General features: G+C 65.7%; 18 protein-coding genes. 11 read left to right on the top strand and 7 right to left on the bottom strand.

Translation table 11 applies throughout. The features are described from left to right. Positions 1-15: 15 nt before the first annotated feature. A complete protein-coding gene (locus tag ACOQOU_RS13840; protein WP_109766598.1) occupies positions 16-546 on the top strand; it encodes a glycosyl transferase family 2 in 531 nt (176 codons plus the stop codon). Here ACOQOU_RS13840 and moaB read toward each other — a convergent pair. From moaB to ACOQOU_RS13860, 4 genes are all read right to left on the bottom strand, one after another. Further along, positions 538-1,095: a molybdenum cofactor biosynthesis protein B gene (moaB, locus tag ACOQOU_RS13845; protein WP_306025308.1), complete on the bottom strand. Its 558-nt coding sequence runs from the start codon at positions 1,093-1,095 to the stop codon at positions 538-540. The genes ACOQOU_RS13840 and moaB overlap by 9 nt on opposite strands. Further along, a complete protein-coding gene (locus ACOQOU_RS13850; protein WP_420578733.1) occupies positions 1,082-2,044 on the bottom strand; it encodes a 4-(cytidine 5'-diphospho)-2-C-methyl-D-erythritol kinase in 963 nt (320 codons plus the stop codon). Before ACOQOU_RS13850 ends, moaB begins: the two co-directional genes overlap by 14 nt. A gap of 3 nt (positions 2,045-2,047) precedes the next feature. Next, entirely contained in the window at positions 2,048-3,853 is a 1,806-nt protein-coding gene (locus ACOQOU_RS13855; protein ID WP_306025310.1) for a tetratricopeptide repeat protein, read from the bottom strand. Positions 3,854-3,957: 104 nt separating this feature from the next. Beyond that, complete coding sequence (locus tag ACOQOU_RS13860) at positions 3,958-4,971, bottom strand: polyprenyl synthetase family protein (protein WP_109766602.1); 1,014 nt, start codon at positions 4,969-4,971, stop codon at positions 3,958-3,960. Positions 4,972-5,102: 131 nt separating this feature from the next. On the opposite strand from ACOQOU_RS13860, the gene ACOQOU_RS13865 reads away from it, so the two are divergent. Together ACOQOU_RS13865 and ACOQOU_RS13870 are read left to right on the top strand one after the other, a co-directional pair. Then, positions 5,103-5,324, top strand: coding sequence for a DUF2007 domain-containing protein (locus ACOQOU_RS13865; protein ID WP_109766603.1), 222 nt, complete (start codon positions 5,103-5,105; stop codon positions 5,322-5,324). After that, a complete protein-coding gene (locus tag ACOQOU_RS13870) occupies positions 5,321-6,115 on the top strand; it encodes a tRNA1(Val) (adenine(37)-N6)-methyltransferase (protein WP_306025311.1) in 795 nt (264 codons plus the stop codon). Before ACOQOU_RS13865 ends, ACOQOU_RS13870 begins: the two co-directional genes overlap by 4 nt. Here the strand turns inward: ACOQOU_RS13870 and purD are convergent, their stop codons facing one another. Continuing rightward, positions 6,116-7,390, bottom strand: coding sequence for a phosphoribosylamine--glycine ligase (purD, locus tag ACOQOU_RS13875; RefSeq protein WP_306025312.1), 1,275 nt, complete (start codon positions 7,388-7,390; stop codon positions 6,116-6,118). 113 nt (positions 7,391-7,503) lie between these two features. On the opposite strand from purD, the gene ubiA reads away from it, so the two are divergent. After that, positions 7,504-8,478, top strand: coding sequence for a 4-hydroxybenzoate octaprenyltransferase (ubiA, locus tag ACOQOU_RS13880; RefSeq protein WP_306025313.1), 975 nt, complete (start codon positions 7,504-7,506; stop codon positions 8,476-8,478). A 7-nt stretch (positions 8,479-8,485) separates the two neighbouring features. Here the strand turns inward: ubiA and ACOQOU_RS13885 are convergent, their stop codons facing one another. After that, the gene (locus ACOQOU_RS13885; protein ID WP_306025314.1) at positions 8,486-8,950 is read right to left on the bottom strand and encodes a cupin domain-containing protein; all 465 of its coding nucleotides are present in this window, start codon (positions 8,948-8,950) and stop codon (positions 8,486-8,488) included. Positions 8,951-9,043: 93 nt separating this feature from the next. Between ACOQOU_RS13885 and ACOQOU_RS13890 the strand changes: the two genes are divergently transcribed. Then, entirely contained in the window at positions 9,044-9,946 is a 903-nt protein-coding gene (locus ACOQOU_RS13890; protein WP_306025315.1) for a LysR family transcriptional regulator, read from the top strand. Between the two features lie 10 nt (positions 9,947-9,956). Here ACOQOU_RS13890 and ACOQOU_RS13895 read toward each other — a convergent pair whose 3' ends face one another. Further along, entirely contained in the window at positions 9,957-10,529 is a 573-nt protein-coding gene (locus tag ACOQOU_RS13895) for a DUF6101 family protein (protein ID WP_109766609.1), read from the bottom strand. Positions 10,530-10,816: 287 nt separating this feature from the next. On the opposite strand from ACOQOU_RS13895, the gene ACOQOU_RS13900 reads away from it, so the two are divergent. The 6 genes from ACOQOU_RS13900 to ACOQOU_RS13925 all read left to right on the top strand — a co-directional run bounded on the left by ACOQOU_RS13900 (position 10,817) and on the right by ACOQOU_RS13925 (position 16,171). Next, complete coding sequence (locus ACOQOU_RS13900) at positions 10,817-11,767, top strand: glycine--tRNA ligase subunit alpha (RefSeq protein WP_306025316.1); 951 nt, start codon at positions 10,817-10,819, stop codon at positions 11,765-11,767. A gap of 365 nt (positions 11,768-12,132) precedes the next feature. After that, positions 12,133-12,624, top strand: a complete 492-nt coding sequence (locus ACOQOU_RS13905) for a fasciclin domain-containing protein (protein WP_306025317.1) — start codon at positions 12,133-12,135, stop codon at positions 12,622-12,624. Positions 12,625-12,741: 117 nt separating this feature from the next. Next, a complete protein-coding gene (locus ACOQOU_RS13910) occupies positions 12,742-13,131 on the top strand; it encodes a VOC family protein (RefSeq protein WP_306025318.1) in 390 nt (129 codons plus the stop codon). A 110-nt stretch (positions 13,132-13,241) separates the two neighbouring features. After that, positions 13,242-13,811 carry a LemA family protein gene (locus tag ACOQOU_RS13915; protein WP_109766687.1) on the top strand — a complete coding sequence of 190 codons (570 nt, stop codon included), beginning with the start codon at positions 13,242-13,244 and terminating at the stop codon, positions 13,809-13,811. A gap of 39 nt (positions 13,812-13,850) precedes the next feature. Further along, positions 13,851-15,773: a DUF2207 domain-containing protein gene (locus ACOQOU_RS13920; protein WP_306025319.1), complete on the top strand. Its 1,923-nt coding sequence runs from the start codon at positions 13,851-13,853 to the stop codon at positions 15,771-15,773. 11 nt (positions 15,774-15,784) lie between these two features. Beyond that, the gene (locus ACOQOU_RS13925) at positions 15,785-16,171 is read left to right on the top strand and encodes a VOC family protein (RefSeq protein WP_306025320.1); all 387 of its coding nucleotides are present in this window, start codon (positions 15,785-15,787) and stop codon (positions 16,169-16,171) included. Positions 16,172-16,191: the final 20 nt, after the last annotated feature.

Here is a 16,191-nt window from a genome sequence, read left to right on the forward strand (position 1 = left end):
GGTTAGGCGTGCGGGATGCTCTCCGTCCTGGTTCCCACGCACAATGACGAAGACCGGCTGGCGCACATGTTGCCGGATCTGGTGCGCCATGCGGTCAGTGGCGCCGTCAGCGACGTGCTGGTGCTTGACCACGATTCGTCGGACGAAACCGCGCGTGTCGGCGAGATCGCTGGCTGCACGATCATCGATGCATCGAAGGCCGATGTGTCGGCCATGCTCGACACTGCTCGCGGGCTCTGGATCCTGGTCCTGCCGCCCGGCGCGCGGCTGGTCGGCGATTGGCTCGCCGCGGTGGAAACGCACATCAATGCGCCGACGGGTGCGGCTGGTGCGGCCCGGTTTCGCATGGCGCGCGATCCCGGCCAATCGTTCTGGGCGCGTCTGTTCGCGCGACGGGGCCTGACCGGGCCGTTCGCGCGCGGGTTTCTGATCTCCAAGGCGCAGGCGCAGGCTTTGAGCCGCCCCGGCATGACGCTCGACGCGTTGCCGCGCGGCGTCGCGGTGCGGACCCTCAGGGCCGGACTGTTGCCGCCGGCCTCACGCTGACTTGCCGCCGCCGCGTTTGAGATGCTCGTCCAGACGCGGCATGATCTCCACGAAATTGCAGGGCATGTGGCGGTAGTCGAGCTGCCATTTCAGGATGCCGTCCCAGGCGTCCTTGCAGGCGCCCGGCGAGCCGGGAAGAACGAAGACGAATGTCGTGCCGATCAGCCCGGCCGTCGCGCGGGACTGGACGGTCGACGTTCCGATCTTGTCGAACGAGATGCGGTGGAAGACATGGGAAAAACCGTCCATGTGCTTGTCGAACATCGGCTCGAGCGCATCGGGCGTCACATCGCGTCCGGTAAAGCCCGTGCCGCCGGTGGTGATGACGATGTCGATGCCCTCATCGTCCGCCCAGTCGCGCACCTGCGCCGATATCCGCGCCATCTCGTCCGGCACGATCGCGTAGCCGGCAACCGTGTGCCCGGCGGCCTCGATCCGGTCCTTGAGGGCTTGCCCGGAGCGGTCCTGGTCTTCCTTGCGCGTGTCCGAGACGGTCATCACCGCAATCGCCAGCGCGATGAACGGTCGGGTTTCATCAAGCCTCGACATGGGCGTCTCCCTGTTCTGCCCGGTTCCTGACAGGTGTGTCCGCGTTCAGGATCGTCGCCCTGATCCACCAGTCCGGTCGCGCCCCGGCCATGGTTTCGGCCGCGTCCACGGCCTGCTTGCGCGTTGTGAACAGGCCGAAACAGGTCGCGCCAGAACCCGACATGCGGGCCATCAGCGCACCGCTGGACCGCAGCGCGCCAAGCACATCGTCGATGGCCGGCACCAGCTGTCGGGCCGGCGAAGCCAGATCGTTGCGCGTCCCGGCCGACAGCCAGTCGGCGAGGGCGCCGATATCGGCGAAGCCGCCATCCGGCATTGCCGGGACCGGCGTATTGTCCCGGTCTTGCAGCGCGGCGAAGGCGGACGGCGTGGCGACTGCGACGCGCGGATTGACCAGAAGAGCCGGCAGGGCTGGCAGGCCGGCGACCGGATCGAGCCGCTCGCCGATGCCGCGCACGCGCAAAGGCCCGCCATGAACGCACATGGCGATATCGGCGCCGAGCGCATTGCAGATCGCTTCGGACCGATCGGCACCGATCGCCGCTTCGGCACTCCACAAACGGGCCAGCAGCCGCAACGTCGCGCCGGCATCGGCCGAACCGCCGCCAATGCCTGACGCCACCGGCAAATTCTTATCGAGCGTCAAGGCAACCGGGCTGGCGGTATCGCTCTGCGCACGCAGCCAGTCGCGCGCCGTGGTCACCAGATTGCCGGCGCTGTTGTCGCTTTCGAGCCCCGATGCCTCCGGCCCGTTCACGCAAAACCGGTCGGTATCGGACGGCGCCACGGCGATCCGGTCAGCGGCATCGCTGTCGGCAAAGACCACCAGCGAATCGAGCAAATGATAGCCGTCGGCGCGACGGCCGGTCACGTGCAGGCACAGATTGATCTTGGCCGGCGCGAGGTCTTCAAGCGAAGCGCCGGGCGGACTCACCGGAATTTCCGGCATGGCTCAGCCGTCATTGCCGCCGGCGGTGTCGCTGGCCTGCTCAGCTGCACCACTGTCGACGCGGCTTTCGGCGATCGCCGGTTCCTCGCCGGCATTGGCCGCGTCCAGCTTGGCGCGGATTTCGGCCAGCGCATCATCCTCGCCTTCCATGGCAAGCGCGCGCGACCATTGATAGGTCGCCTCCAGCTTGCGCCCGACACGCCAATAGGCGTCGCCCAGATGGTCGTTGATGATGGAATCACGCGGACGAAGATCCGTTGCCCGCTCCAGATGCTCCACCGCATTTTCGAACTCGCCGAGCCGGTAATAAGCCCAGCCGAGCGAATCCACGATATAGCCGTCGCGCGGCCGCTGCTCGACTGCGGTGCGGATCATCTCGATGCCTTCATCGAGATGCATGTTCATGTCGACCCACGAATAGCCCAGATAGTTGAGGACATCCGGCTGGTCGGGCGACAGCGTCAGAGTATGCTTGAACGTGCGCTCGGCCTCGGGCCACCGATCGGTGCGCTCATAGGCGATCCCGAGACGGTAGTGCATCTGCCAGAAGCGCGAATCGTCGAGATCGAGCCGGGTCACGGCGGCCTCGTAGACATCGGCCGCCTCTTCGAACTCCTTCAGCGAGGCGTAGACGCCGCCGAGCGCCAGATAACCGCGAAAATCGTCGGGATTGTCCTCGATCAGGGCGGCGAGGGTGGCCTTGGCCTCGTCGTGGCGATCGAGCGCCGACAGCGCCAGCCCGCGCTGCAGGTCGGCGATCCGCGCCAGCGGCGAATCGGCGGGTACCGATGCGTAGTAGCGGATCGCGCGTTCCGGCTGGCCGAGCTTTTCGGCGATACCGCCGAGCTCGAACAGAATTTGCGCGTTCTCCGGCGCCATTGAACGCGCCAGCTCAAGATAGAGCGCGGCAAAGTCCTCGGCGCCGTCGCGGTTGATCGCCGATCCCAGATTGAGCAGGATCTCTCCGGCGCCCAGTTGCGGCGTGTCGATGACGTTGCGCGATCCCGCTGGCGTGTCGATGGTCCCGGAAGCGGCGAGCAGGTCCGGATTGTTGGGCGCCGTCCCAAGCCCGCGCCCGATCACCTCGCGCGCTTCGGCCAGTTCGCCGGTGCGCGCCAGAAACCGCGCATTGGCTTCAGCAAGCCGCAGATAGGTCAGCGGCGAGGCGCTGCCGCCGGCGGCATTGTTCATGCCGTCCGCATAACGGGTTCTTGCCTGATCGGCCCGGCCGGCCGCATCGGCGATCAGCGCGCCGTGATAGGAAGAGAAAAGGTCGAACCAGTCCGGGCCTCGCAGGCCGTCGATCAGGTCGAGCGCGCCGTCCGTGTCGCCCGCACCGTGTCGCGCCCAGGCGCGGAGGATGCCCGTCAACAGCCGTTCGAGGTCGTTTTCGACGGCCAGGATCAATGTCGGTTCGGCATCCAGATACCGGTTTTCGCGAATTGCCTCGACGCCGAGCACAAGGCGCGCGATCCGCTCCACATCGGCCTCGTCCTTCAGGATCTCGGCGTGGGGCACCGCCGCGCCGATCTGGCCATCGGTGACCAGCGAGATCATCAGGTCGCGTCGCAGGCCCGGATTGCCGGGATCAAAGCGCAGTGCCTCGTCGTAGTAACGCGCCGCCTCGCCGAAATCGAACCGCTCGCGCGCCGCATTGGCCGCAAGGAACGCTCCGGCAAATGTCCGTGTCGGCGCATGGAAGCCGGGTGCGGGATCAGCGGATGCGATGGCGGGCCGTGGCTGGACGGCCAGCGCCGTGGCAAGCGCCATCAGGGCCAGCGTCGAGGACTTTGCGAAGGATGCGGTCATGGGCGGCCTGTAACCGTGGATTGGAGACTTGTTCCGATTCACCCGCCAGCATGGCGCTTTTGTGGCCCGGCGGCAATCACGCCGCATCGCTGCGGGACGAGTGCTCAGTTAAGGCGCGAGATGCAGAAATCGACGACCTCGAGAAGCGCGTCCTTTTGCGGCGTCGCCGGCATCGGCGCCAGCGCATCGCGCGCGATCGCACCGAAGTGCCGCGCCCGCTGGATCGTGTCGGCCAGCGCGCCATGCCTGGCCATCAGCGCCCGCGCCTTTTCCAACCGCTCGGCGCCATTGTCGCCGTCTTCAAGGCTCTGTTTCCAGAAGCCGCGCTCATCGTCCGAGCCGCGCCGGTAGGCCAGCAGGACCGGCAGCGTAATCTTGCCCTCCCGGAAATCGTCGCCGACATTCTTGCCCAGATCGCCGGCATCGCCGCCATAGTCGAGCACGTCGTCGACGAGCTGAAAGGCAAGGCCCAGATTGAGCCCATAGGAGCGCAGCGCCGCACGTTCGTCGCTGCCCGCGCCGGCGACGATCGGCCCGACTTCGGCCGCAGCAAGGAACAAAGCGGCGGTCTTGGCCTTGATGACGGCGAGATAGTCATCCTCGGTGGTCGACAGTTTCTTGGCGGCCGAAAGCTGCATCACCTCGCCTTCGGCGATGATCGCAGAGGCGGTCGACAAGACATCGAGCGCGTCCATCGAGCCGACATCGACCATCATCCGGAAGGCCTGTCCCAAAAGGAAATCGCCGACGAGAACGCTGGCCTGATTGCCCCAGATGATCCGCGCCGTCGGCTTTGACCGGCGCCGGTCGCTCTCATCGACCACGTCGTCGTGCAAGAGCGTCGCCGTGTGCATGAACTCGACGCTGGCGGCGAGCTTGATGTGGTGATCGCCCTGATAGCCGAACATTTCGGCGCTCGCGATCGTCAGCATCGGCCGCAGCCGCTTGCCGCCCGAGTTGATCAGATGGTTGGCGACTTCCGGGATCATCCGGACATCCGACCCGGCCTTGTCGAGGATAAGCTGGTTCACCCGTTCCATGCCGGGCTTGGCAAGCGCCACGAGCGGCTCGATTCCGCTTTTGCGCGGCGGCTCGTCGATGGCAACGACAACACCCATGAGTGCCTCTCCTTTTTCGGCGGCACCCTATGGTTTCGCCCGGCGGCCAGCAAGCGGCGAATTGGCACGCCGGCTGCGCCTTGGTCGCAAGCTCGCTTGCCCGCTGGCGCGCAAGCGCGTAACCAAACGCCATGGAAGAACTGATGCGCTCGAACAACATCGTCACGCTCTCCTTTGTCGAGGCGCTGATGCGCGATGCCGGCATCGGCGTCATGATCGCCGACCAGAACATGTCGATCATCGAAGGGTCGATCGGCGCCATTCCCCGCCGCATCCTCGTCGAAAGCGACCGGATCGACCAGGCGCGCCGCATCATGCACGATGCGGGGCTTGCCCATGAACTCAAGGCATGAACGCAGGGGCTGATCCGGGGTCGTCAACGACCATAGACGCTTTTCATCGCGGGCGGTTCGTTCTTGTGCAGCCCTCGCGTGGACGCCATCGCGCCGGGCTCGATGCGATGCTTCTGGCGGCGACGGTGCCCGCCGGATTTGATGGAACGCTAGCCGATCTGGGGGCGGGCGCCGGCGCGGCGGCGCTGGCCGTCCTCAGCCGGTGCCCCGATGCCCGTGCGACGCTGTTCGAGAACGATCCCGTGATGGCGAACTGCGCGCGCCAGACGATGCAGCGCGCGGAAAACGCCAGCCTTCAGCCGCGCGTGCGGATCGTCGCCGCCGATGTGACGCTGGATGGTCGTGCCCGGGAAGCGGCGGGTCTCGAAAGCGGGCGCTTCGATCAGGTCATCGCCAATCCGCCGTTCAACGATGCGCGCGACCGGCAATCGCCCAATGCTGCGCGGGCCGCCGCCCATGTGATCGACGCGAGTACGATGCTGGCCTGGATCAAGACCGCATCGGCGATCGCCCGGCCCGGCGGCCGGTTTTCGATGATCGCGCGGCCGTCCATGCTCGCAGACATATTGGCCGGCATGGAGCGCCGTTTCGGCGCGATCGCCATCCGGCCGGTCCATCCGCGCGCCGATGAAGCAGCGATCCGCATCCTTGTGTCGGGGGTCAAGGGCAGCCGCGCACGGCTCGCCCTGCTGCCAGCCGTGGTCCTTCACCCCGATGGCGCCTTGGGGCAGTTCACCCCTCAGGCCGATGCACTGATCAATGGCGAGGCCGCGCTGTTGATGGCGCTCTGATCAGCGCTCGCGTTCGATGGCGCGCCAGCCAATGTCCGAACGGCAGAAGCCGTCCGGCCAGTCGATCGCCTCTACCGCTCGATAGGCGAGCGCCTGCGCCTCCGACACCGTGCTTCCCGTCGCGGTGACGTTCAGCACCCGCCCGCCATTGGCGACGAGGTCTCCGCCGCGCCGCGCCGTTCCCGCATGGAAGATGGTGACGCCGTCCATCGCGCCGGCCTTGTCCAAGCCGCCGATCACCGAACCTTTTTCGGGCGCGGCCGGATAGCCCGGTGCGCACATGACGACGGTGAGCGCGGTGTCATCCGTCCAGCGCGCCGTCGCATCGCCCAATGCGCCCTCGGCGGCTGCCTTGAGCAGCGGCAACAGGTCGTCGCGCAGGCGCGGCATGATCACCTGGCATTCGGGATCGCCGAAGCGGACATTGTATTCGATCAGCTTCGGACCTTCGTCCGTCACCATCAGGCCTGCATAAAGGACACCGGTGAAGGGACAGCCCATCGCCGCCATGCCGGAAAGCGTCGGCGCGATGATTTCTTCCATCACGCGCGCCTGCATCGCTGCATCGAAGATCGGTGCGGGCGAATAGGCGCCCATGCCGCCGGTGTTGGGACCCGTGTCACCGTCTCCGACCCGCTTGTGATCCTGCGCCGAGGTCAGGGGCAGGGCGGTCCTGCCGTCGCACAGGCAAAAGAAGCTCACCTCCTCGCCTTCCAGGAACGCCTCGACGACCACTTCCGCTCCCGCATCGCCGAACGCGCCCTCGAAGCAGTCGTCGATCGCGGCCAGAGCCTCTTCCACGGTCATGGCTACGGTCACGCCCTTGCCGGCCGCAAGCCCGTCCGCCTTGATGACGATCGGCGCGCCCTGTTGCCGGACGTAGGCCTTCGCCTTGGGCGCATTGTTGAACCGTCCGTAGGCGGCGGTCGGAATGCCCTGCCGGTCGCACAATTCCTTGGTGAAGGCCTTGGAGCCTTCCAGCCGTGCCGCCTCCGCTGTCGGGCCGAACACCGCGATGCCGGCAGCGGCAAGATCGTCGGCAAGGCCGGCGACGAGCGGCGCTTCCGGTCCGATGACGACGAGGTCGATGCTCTGGATGCGGCAGAAATCGATGACGGCGGAATGGTTGGCGACATCCAGCACCGCATTGGTGGCGATGGCGGCCGTGCCGGGATTGCCGGGCGCGCAGATCAGCGCGGTCAGAAGCGGCGAGGCGGCCAACTTTGCCGCCAGCGCATGTTCGCGGCCCCCGCCGCCGATCAACAGAACGCGCATTTCGCTCAACTCCCAACGGCCATCGATGGCCCGGCGCTACGCGGCACCACGACGCGGGTCAAGACCGGCCCCGTGCGCTTGACCTTTGCCCACAGGGTTGCGACGAGGCAATCATGGACAATGTGCAGTCAAAGGCCGGGCAGGGCCGCGTCGCCGACGCGCCATCGGGCCATTGGGTCTATGCGGTGATGCCGCGGGCGGTCTGGCCGTTCGCGCAGTTGGCGCGCTGGGACCGGCCGATCGGCTGGTGGCTGTTGCTGTGGCCGTGCTGGTGGGCGGCGGCGCTGGCGCCGTTTGGCCACGGCACCGAAAGCATGCCCGTTCTGGACCGTTTGCCCGATCCGTGGCATCTCGTCCTGTTCCTGATCGGCGCGATCGCCATGCGCGGCGCGGGTTGCACCTACAATGATCTTGTCGACCACGAAATCGACGACAGGGTCGCGCGCACGCGGTCGCGACCGCTGCCGTCCGGGCAGGTGACCCGCACCCAGGCCAAGGTCTTTCTGGTCGCCCAGTCGCTGGTCGGCTTCGTCGTCCTCATCCAGTTCAACTGGACGGCGATCGCCGTGGGTATCGCTTCGCTGGCAGTTGTCGCGATCTACCCGTTCGCCAAGCGCTTTACCGACTGGCCGCAACTCTTTCTGGGCCTCGCCTTTTCGTGGGGCGCCTTCATGGGCTGGGTGGCCGTGCACGGATCGCTCGGGCCGACGCCCGTCCTGCTCTATCTGGGCTGCATCCTGTGGACGATCGGCTATGACACGATCTACGCCCATCAGGACAAGGAGGACGACGCGCTGGTCGGCGTGCGCTCGACCGCGCGCCTGTTCGGCGAGCGTACCAAGCCGGCGCTCGTGATCCTTTATGGCGGCATGGTCGTGCTTCTGGCCGCCAGCTATGCCAGCACGGGCGCGCCGCCGATTGCCTATCTCGGCCTGGTCGCGGCGGGCCTGCACATGCTCAACCAGATCCGCGTCCTCGACATTGACGACGCCGACCAGTGCCTGGCGCTTTTCAAGTCCAACACGGTCGTCGGTTGGCTGATCTTCGGCGGCCTTGTCGCCGCCGCCATCGCCGAAATCGTTCGCTGATCTGCCTTTAGGGCTGCACCACGGGGCCGACGATGGCCTGGTCGAATGCCTGGCAGACCGCTTCCACGTCACCGGGATCATGCGGCACGGGCAGGTCGGAAAGCGCCAGAAAGAAGCGCTCATGCTTCGCGGGCGTCGATATCAGGGTCATCTTCGCCGGGCTGTCGCCGAGCGCCGAGAAGCTGTGCGTGACGCCTTTTGCGACGAGGATGTGATCGCCCGGCTCCGCCCGCACGCGATCGTCTCCGACGAGGAACAACAGCGCGCCTTTGCTCACGTGGAAAATCTTGTCTTCCCCAAATGAATTGTGCGCCGGCGCACCCAGCCCGGGCATGACGGTCATCACCATGACCGTGAAGGGCGCGGCATCGCCTCCCAAAAGGATGTCGGCCTCGATCCCGGAAAACCGGGCTTGGCCGACAGATGACAGGATTCCGTCTGCGGAGTGTCGATGGATCGGGTCGCTGGTCATGGCAAATCTCCTTGCTTCGACACGGACATTGGATCCACTTGATTGTTTTGATTAGCCGGTCATTCATGGCATGATTGAACGGAATTCTGCACAATGGCCAAACTCGATTCCCTTTTCACCTTTGTCGAAGTCGTTCGGGCCGGGAGCTTTGCCGCGGCGGCTGCTCGGCTGGGCAAGCCGCGCTCGACGGTGAGCCTGCACGTCAAGACCCTTGAGGCGACGCTCGGCACGCGGCTGATGAAGCGGTCCACGCGATCCCTGTCGCTGACCGAGGATGGGCGTCTGCTGTTCGATCAGGCGGAAGGCGGGCTGAAAACGCTGACCGCCGCGATGGACGCAATCCGGACGAAACCGGGCAGGCTGGGCGGGCTGATACGCCTGACCGCGCCTGCAGACTTTCCCACCGACACGCTGACCACCGCGATCACCGAGTTCCGTCGGATGCATCCGGCTGTTCGCTTTGACGTCATGCTGACCAGCGCGACGATGAACATGATCGACGGAGATGTGGACATTGCGCTTCGGATCAGCCGCCGCGGCGGCGAGGACCGCGTGGAACGGCGGTTGCTGGATGTCGGATGGCAGTTCTGCGCAAGTTCGGAATGGGTGCGCCGCAAAGGCAGGCCGCGAACAATTGCAGAGATCGACGACTTCATTGCGCCTGCACCGGAGCTGGCGCGGTTTCTCGAGCACACCGTTCTGGGGGGCGCGAAACTGCCCGCCGGCGATGTCATGGCCGACAATCAGTTCGCCATCCGCGATCTGGTTCTGGCGGGCAACGGCGTCGCGCTAATCCCCGAGGGATTGTGCGCCGACGCAATCGAAGACGGACGTGTGGTGGTGCTTCTCGACGAGGCGATTGCCGACACGACACCGCTGGCCCTGACCTTTCCCAGCCGGGCGGACATCGTGCCGCGTGTCCGTGCCTTCGCCGACCATTTCGCGAAGAAGTTCGAGCGATCGCGACAGGCAGAGAGGCTTCCGAGGGGCCGGTGAGGCCGAGGCGTCAGATCGACGGATCGCGGGCGATGATTTCCTCGCCGCGCACCATCAGCCGCACGCCGAGATTGCCCATCCGGCGGCGCGCCAGAAAACGCGGCCGGCGCTCGGCGAACATGGAATGGTGGCGGCGCGGCTGTGCATCGCCCGAAACGAGCGCCTGCGCGCTTTCTTCGAGCGTGCGCGCGACACCGTCCATCTCGATCATCATCATCGGCAGTTCGAGCAGCTCCGACCAGGCCTGCCAGTCGCGCGCGATGGCGGGCAGGTCGTGCCCGACGCTCAGCGGAACGCTCAGTTCCTCGTCCTCGTGCAACAGCTCCAGCGTCACCAGAGCCTGATCGGGGCCGGTTTCGGTGGCCCGCACCGCAACGCCGCGAAAGGCGCGCGCCGGCAGCGCAATGTGAAGCGGCAGGCCCGATTGCGCCAGTTCGCGCTTCAGGGTGGCGCCGCGGCGGTTGACCGTGATGGTCGTCTCGCCGTTGCCGTTGCGTGTTGCATAGGACAGTTCCTGGGGCAGGCGGGCCGGATCAAGCCGGAATTCATGCCCTGCCCAGGCTGGTTGCGCACCGATGCTCATCGTTTGACGTCTCGCCTGTTGTCCTGAGAGCCGCCGGGCCTTTTTGGCCTCTTGCGATCCTCTTACCCTGTCTGCCGGGAGGCTTGTGTTCGCCGCCTCGACAAGACGCACCCTAGCGCAAGCCGGCCAAACAAGGGCTAAGGAACGCGGTTAAAAAAGATTGACGGATGAAATGGTTAGCGGAATCCGACCGCGTTGCGGCGGCCTGTCGGAATGCGGCACAGCTTGACCCTTTCTCTGGCCCGTGCGAGGGCAGCCGGCATTGAAAAACGGTTTTCGACGACGCCATGACCGCTCACACATCCATCGACGCCCAGCATCCGACGCGTTCGTTTCAGGGCCTGATCCTGACCCTGCACGATTATTGGGCGCGCCACGGCTGCGCGATCCTGCAGCCCTACGACATGGAAGTGGGCGCCGGAACGTTCCACCCGGCGACGACCCTGCGTTCGCTCGGGCCGCGGTCATGGAAGGCAGCCTATGTGCAGCCCTCGCGCCGGCCGACCGACGGGCGCTATGGCGAGAATCCCAACCGGCTGCAGCACTATTACCAGTACCAGGTGATCCTGAAACCGTCGCCGCCGGACCTGCAGGAGCTCTATCTGGGTTCGCTGCGCGCGATCGGCATCGACCCGCTCCTGCACGACATCCGCTTCGTCGAGGACGACTGGGAAAGCCCGACGCTGGGCGCCTGGGGGCTTGGCTGGGAATGCTGGTGCGACGGCATGGAAGTCTCCCAGTTCACCTATTTCCAGCAGGTCTGCGGCATCGAGTGTGCGCCCGTTTCCGGCGAACTCACCTACGGGCTCGAGCGGCTCGCCATGTATGTGCAGAACGTCGACAACGTCTACGATCTGAACTTCAACGGCGGCGAGGGCGACGACAGGATCACCTATGGCGATGTCTTCCTGCAGGCCGAACAGGAATATTCGCGGCACAACTTCGAATATGCCGACACGGCGATGCTGATGCGCCATTTCGAGGACGCCGAAGCCGAATGCCGCGCCTTGCTGGCCGCAGGAGCGCCGGACGATGCCTCCAACGCCCAGCTCCACAGATGCGTCCTGCCCGCCTATGACCAGTGCATCAAGGCGTCCCACGTCTTCAACCTGCTCGATGCGCGCGGCGTGATCTCGGTGACCGAGCGCCAGAGCTACATCCTGCGGGTGCGCGATCTGGCCAAGGCGTGTGGCGAGGCGTTCCTGATGACCGATGCGGGCGGCGCAAAGCCCGGCTGACTCCCATGTACGCAGTCAGCCGGCCGGGCCCGTCCACTCTGCGAAATCCGATGCAACCCTCACCCAAAGTCCGGGGGGCGACCGGACCAACGATGCCATTGCCGCCACGGTCCGAAACCGTGTCGAGGCGGAACAGGCAGCCTGCTCCCGGTGCACATGCGTATAGTGGGCAACGCAGCTTTTTCTGACGGCAGTCATTCGTCCGCGCGGGCCGCGGCTACGCAGCAACACCCGATCGGATCACAAACAAATTTGTGACGGACCGTTCATCGATCACGAACATCTGAAAGGTGCGGTGCCCGTAAAAACGGACAACGGCGCGGGAACGCTGCGCCGTCTTGTTCGTTTACGGAGGACTACTCACCATGCGCAAGGTAATGATGGGCGCTGCCATTTCCATGGGCCTCATGGCCGCACCGGCCCAGGCCGACAACATCGTCGAGGTCGCCCAGGGCGCCGGCACGTTCAACACGCTGCTCGCCGCAGCCGAAGCGGCCGGGCTGGCCGGCGCGCTGGCGACCGGCGAGAACCTGACCGTCTTCGCACCGACCGATGATGCGTTCGCGGCCCTGCCCGCCGGCACGGTCGAAAGCCTGCTCGAGCCGGAGAACAAGGACAAGCTCGCCGCGATCCTGAGCTATCACGTCCTGCCGCGCGAACTGGCCTCAAACCAGCTGCCGGGCCGCACCATCCACATCCGCACCATCAAGGCCGGCGGCGACCGCCTGCTGGCCATCGAGAAAGACGCCCACACGGGCGCTGTCGTCGTTGACGGTGCCAACGTCGTTGCCGCCGACATTCAGGCCGACAACGGCATCATCCACGTCATCGACAAAGTGATGCTGCCCGCGAGCTGACCCCCCTGCTCTTTGGGTAGCGAGCCCCGTCCGGCTTTGCCGGGCGGGGTTTTTTCTTGCCTGAAGCCGCCTCGGCGCGTTCAATCGGCCCCATCGTCGCGGACCGGGGAGGCGCAGATGACGGCACACGGCCATTTCCACTGGAACGAACTGATGAGTCGCGATGTCGAGAAGGCCAAGGCGTTCTATGCGGACGTGCTCGGCTGGTCCTTCGAATCGATGAAGATGGGACCGACGGGTACCTACTGGATCGTCATCCAGGACGGTGAGCGCGTCGCTGGCATGTACGAAATGGCAGGCGACAGTTTTGATGGCATGCCGGAAGCCTGGTACCCCTACATCGCGGTCGATGACGTGGACGAGCGCGTTGGAAGGGCGAAAGCTGCCGGCGCAACCGTTTTGGGCGAACCGTTCGACGTACCGCAGTTGGGACGCATTGCAATGGTCCGCCAGCCGGGAGGCGCGCTGATGGGCTGGATCGCGCCAGCGGATGACCCGCCCGCCTGAGGTCCGCCCCGTCCAGATGATGCGCGCGACGCTGTTGGCCGGGGCGCTTCCATCTTGGGATGAACCCATCTAGTTTGCCGGCCGACGGGGCGAGCACAAGGAGACGCGCCATGTTCGGCGGCGGCACCATCACGGCAATCATCATCGTGGCCATCGCGGCCTATGCGATCGTCATCTATAACGGGCTGGTCCGGGCCCGCCAGATGGTTCAGGAGGCCTGGAGCGGCATCGACGTGCAGCTCAAGCGGCGCGCCGACCTGATCCCCAACCTGGTCGAGACGGTCAAGGGCTACGCCGGCCATGAAAAGGAGACGCTCGAGCAGGTCACCGAGATGCGCACGCGGGCGCAGAACGTGCCGGCGGGCGATGTGGCCGGTCGCGCCGCGGCGGAAAGCATGCTCAGCCAGGCGATTGGCCGGCTGTTCGCGGTTGCCGAGAGCTATCCCGACCTGAAGGCCAACCAGAATTTCGCCGAGTTGCAGGAAGCGCTGGAGACCACCGAACGCGAAATCCAGATGGCCCGGCGCTATTACAACGGTTCGGCCCGCGAATTGAACGTCAAGGTCGAGAGCTTTCCGTCCAATCTCGTCGCCAACACGTTCAATTTCGTCCAGGCCGACTATTTCGAACTCGACGATCCGGGCGACCGCGCCGTGCCGCAGGTGTCATTCAACAGTTAGGGCCCTGGCCCCAGGTCACGCCCATGTGACGGAGGACGCGTGTTTCACCGCATTCTCATCTCGTTGATCCTGCTGGCCGCGATGGCGGTCGCGGCGGTTGCCGACGAACGTATTCTCCTGTTCGACAGCGATATCACGATCAATCCCGACGGCACGCTCGATGTGGTCGAGACGATCCGCGTCAATGCCGAAGGCCAGCGCATTCGCCGCGGCATCTTTCGCGATTTTCCCTTGCGGGTCGAAAACGCCGCCGGCCGCGAGGTGCTTGTCGGCTTCGATGTGGTCGGTGTTACCCGCAACGGCGCCCCCGAACCCTATTTTGTCGAGCGCGACGGCCGCGTCGCCCGTACCTATGTCGGCGATGCGGACGTCTTCCTGCGCCCCGGCGTCCACACCTACACCATCACCTACCGCACCGACCGCCAGCTGCGCTTCTTCGAAGACCATGACGAAATCTTCTGGAACGTCACCGGCAACGCATGGGCGTTCCCGATCGATGTGGCGCGCGCGACGGTGCGTCTGCCCGGCGAGGCGCGCGCGCAGGATGTCATCTTCTTCACCGGCCCGTTCGGCAGCCGCGGACGCGAGGCGCGTTCGGCCAGGGCGAACAACAATGGCACGGTGATCTTCGAAACGACCGCGCCTCTGGGGCCGAGAGAGGGCCTGACCGTCGGGGTCAAGTTCCCCAAGGGCCATGTCGCCGAGCCGGCGGCGGGACAGTTCTTCCTGCGTGATTTCGCCGGAGAGGTCGTGGCGTTTGGCGGGCTGGCGTTTGTCTTCGGCTTCTTCTTTTGGGCATGGAACCGCGTCGGCCGCGACCCGCCGGAGGACATCGTCGTGCCGCGCTGGGAGCTACCGGACGGCGTATCGCCGGCGCTGACCCACTACATCGCCAACCGCGGGCTGCGCGGGCAGGGGTTCACCGCCCTTTCGGCGGCCGCGCTCAATCTGGCGGTCAAGGGCTATATGGAGCTCGACAATAACGACGGCACGCTGACGATGCGCCGCACGGACACACCGCTGATGGGCTCGAAACTGCCCGTCGGAGAGCGGGCGCTTGCCGACCGCGTCTCGGCCAATGGCGGCGCGCTGACCGTCACCAAGACGAACGGCGAGCGCGTCAAGCGCATGGCCGACCGCTTTCGTTCGGCGATCGAGGACGAACATCGCGCGGTCTTCTACAAGTCCAATGTCGGCTATGTCGTTGCCGGACTTGTTCTGTCGATCGTGGTCACCATTGCCGCGCTCGCCCTGAGCGGACCGGTCGAAACCACGCTCGTGCCGCTGATCCCGCTCGGCTTTATTGGCATCGTCGTGACCGTACTGCTGGTCAACGCGGCCAAGAACGCCCGGCGCGGGCTGGGCGGAAAAATCGGCCTGGCATTCACGGTCTTCATCGCCATATCGCTGATCGTCAATGTTGGCCTGGCCGGCATTGCGGACGGACTGGCGCTGATCGAAAAACCGCTGCTGGTCGGCCCGCTCATCACCCTGCTGATGCTCAACGCGCTGTTCTTCTTCCTGATGGGCGCACCGACGCCGCTTGGCCAGACCCGGTCGGCGGAGATCGCCGGCCTGAAACGCTATCTGACCGTCGCCGAGGAAGACCGGATGAACATGCTCGGCTCGCCCGAAATGTCGCCGCAGCACTATGAGACGCTTCTGCCCTATGCGGTGGCGCTGGGCGTCGAAAAGCCCTGGTCGAAGGCGTTCCAGAAATGGCTGGCCGCAGCGGCTGCCGCGGGCGTCGCGACGGCCGTCGCCTATCACGGACCGCGCTGGTATCACGGCGACGGTTTCCGCGCCGACAGGATCGGCGACCAGATGGGCAGCCTGGCCGGCGATTTGTCCAGTTCGATGACCGCGGCCATGCCCGCGCCGAAATCGTCTTCGTCGGGCTTTTCCTCCGGTGGCGGCTTTTCCGGCGGTGGCGGCGGCGGCGGTGGCGGCGGCGGCTGGTGAGGGAGACGGCAATGGCCAAGGGCAAGCTGGTGGAGCAGGCACCCGTGCTGCTGGTGCGCGATGTCGTCGAAAGCGCTGCCTATTGGCGTGACTGTCTCGGCTTCAAGGAGCGGCTCTGGGGCGATCCGCCCGGTTTCGCCATTTGCTGGCGCGACGCGTGCTTCGTCATGCTGTCGCAGGCGCCCGAAGACCACGAGATCGTGCCGAACTGGAAGATCGTCGACAAGATGTGGAATGCCTATTTCTGGGTCGACGATGCCCGGGCGATCTATGCGGAGTTCCAGGCCAGCGGCGCCCGCATCGACTATTCGCTCTATGAAGCGCCCTATGGCGTCCTCGAGTTCGGAATTCAGGATCTGGACGGCCACGACATTGCGTTCGGCCAAGACCTCCAATAACACGCATTCAGCTTCCACCC

The organism is Oceaniradius stylonematis, from assembly GCF_965223445.1.
In the GTDB taxonomy this organism is placed as follows: Bacteria; Pseudomonadota; Alphaproteobacteria; order Rhizobiales; family Rhizobiaceae; genus Roseitalea; species Roseitalea stylonematis.

What these genes read in the sequence shown, in the direction of transcription:
- ACOQOU_RS13860 (WP_109766602.1), bottom strand. Translation starts at nt 4,971, where the DNA reads ATGGGTGTTGTCGTTGCCATCGACGAGCCGCCGCGCAAAAGCGGAATC.
- ACOQOU_RS13850 (WP_420578733.1), bottom strand. Translation starts at nt 2,044, where the DNA reads ATGCCGGAAATTCCGGTGAGTCCGCCCGGCGCTTCGCTTGAAGACCTC.
- ACOQOU_RS13925 (WP_306025320.1), top strand. Translation starts at nt 15,785, where the DNA reads ATGGCCAAGGGCAAGCTGGTGGAGCAGGCACCCGTGCTGCTGGTGCGC.
- ACOQOU_RS13865 (WP_109766603.1), top strand. Translation starts at nt 5,103, where the DNA reads ATGGAAGAACTGATGCGCTCGAACAACATCGTCACGCTCTCCTTTGTC.
- ACOQOU_RS13890 (WP_306025315.1), top strand. Translation starts at nt 9,044, where the DNA reads ATGGCCAAACTCGATTCCCTTTTCACCTTTGTCGAAGTCGTTCGGGCC.
- ACOQOU_RS13840 (WP_109766598.1), top strand. Translation starts at nt 16, where the DNA reads ATGCTCTCCGTCCTGGTTCCCACGCACAATGACGAAGACCGGCTGGCG.
- ACOQOU_RS13870 (WP_306025311.1), top strand. Translation starts at nt 5,321, where the DNA reads ATGAACGCAGGGGCTGATCCGGGGTCGTCAACGACCATAGACGCTTTT.
- ACOQOU_RS13905 (WP_306025317.1), top strand. Translation starts at nt 12,133, where the DNA reads ATGCGCAAGGTAATGATGGGCGCTGCCATTTCCATGGGCCTCATGGCC.
- purD (WP_306025312.1), bottom strand. Translation starts at nt 7,390, where the DNA reads ATGCGCGTTCTGTTGATCGGCGGCGGGGGCCGCGAACATGCGCTGGCG.
- ubiA (WP_306025313.1), top strand. Translation starts at nt 7,504, where the DNA reads ATGGACAATGTGCAGTCAAAGGCCGGGCAGGGCCGCGTCGCCGACGCG.
- ACOQOU_RS13855 (WP_306025310.1), bottom strand. Translation starts at nt 3,853, where the DNA reads ATGACCGCATCCTTCGCAAAGTCCTCGACGCTGGCCCTGATGGCGCTT.
- ACOQOU_RS13915 (WP_109766687.1), top strand. Translation starts at nt 13,242, where the DNA reads ATGTTCGGCGGCGGCACCATCACGGCAATCATCATCGTGGCCATCGCG.
- ACOQOU_RS13895 (WP_109766609.1), bottom strand. Translation starts at nt 10,529, where the DNA reads ATGAGCATCGGTGCGCAACCAGCCTGGGCAGGGCATGAATTCCGGCTT.
- moaB (WP_306025308.1), bottom strand. Translation starts at nt 1,095, where the DNA reads ATGTCGAGGCTTGATGAAACCCGACCGTTCATCGCGCTGGCGATTGCG.
- ACOQOU_RS13900 (WP_306025316.1), top strand. Translation starts at nt 10,817, where the DNA reads ATGACCGCTCACACATCCATCGACGCCCAGCATCCGACGCGTTCGTTT.
- ACOQOU_RS13910 (WP_306025318.1), top strand. Translation starts at nt 12,742, where the DNA reads ATGACGGCACACGGCCATTTCCACTGGAACGAACTGATGAGTCGCGAT.
- ACOQOU_RS13885 (WP_306025314.1), bottom strand. Translation starts at nt 8,950, where the DNA reads ATGACCAGCGACCCGATCCATCGACACTCCGCAGACGGAATCCTGTCA.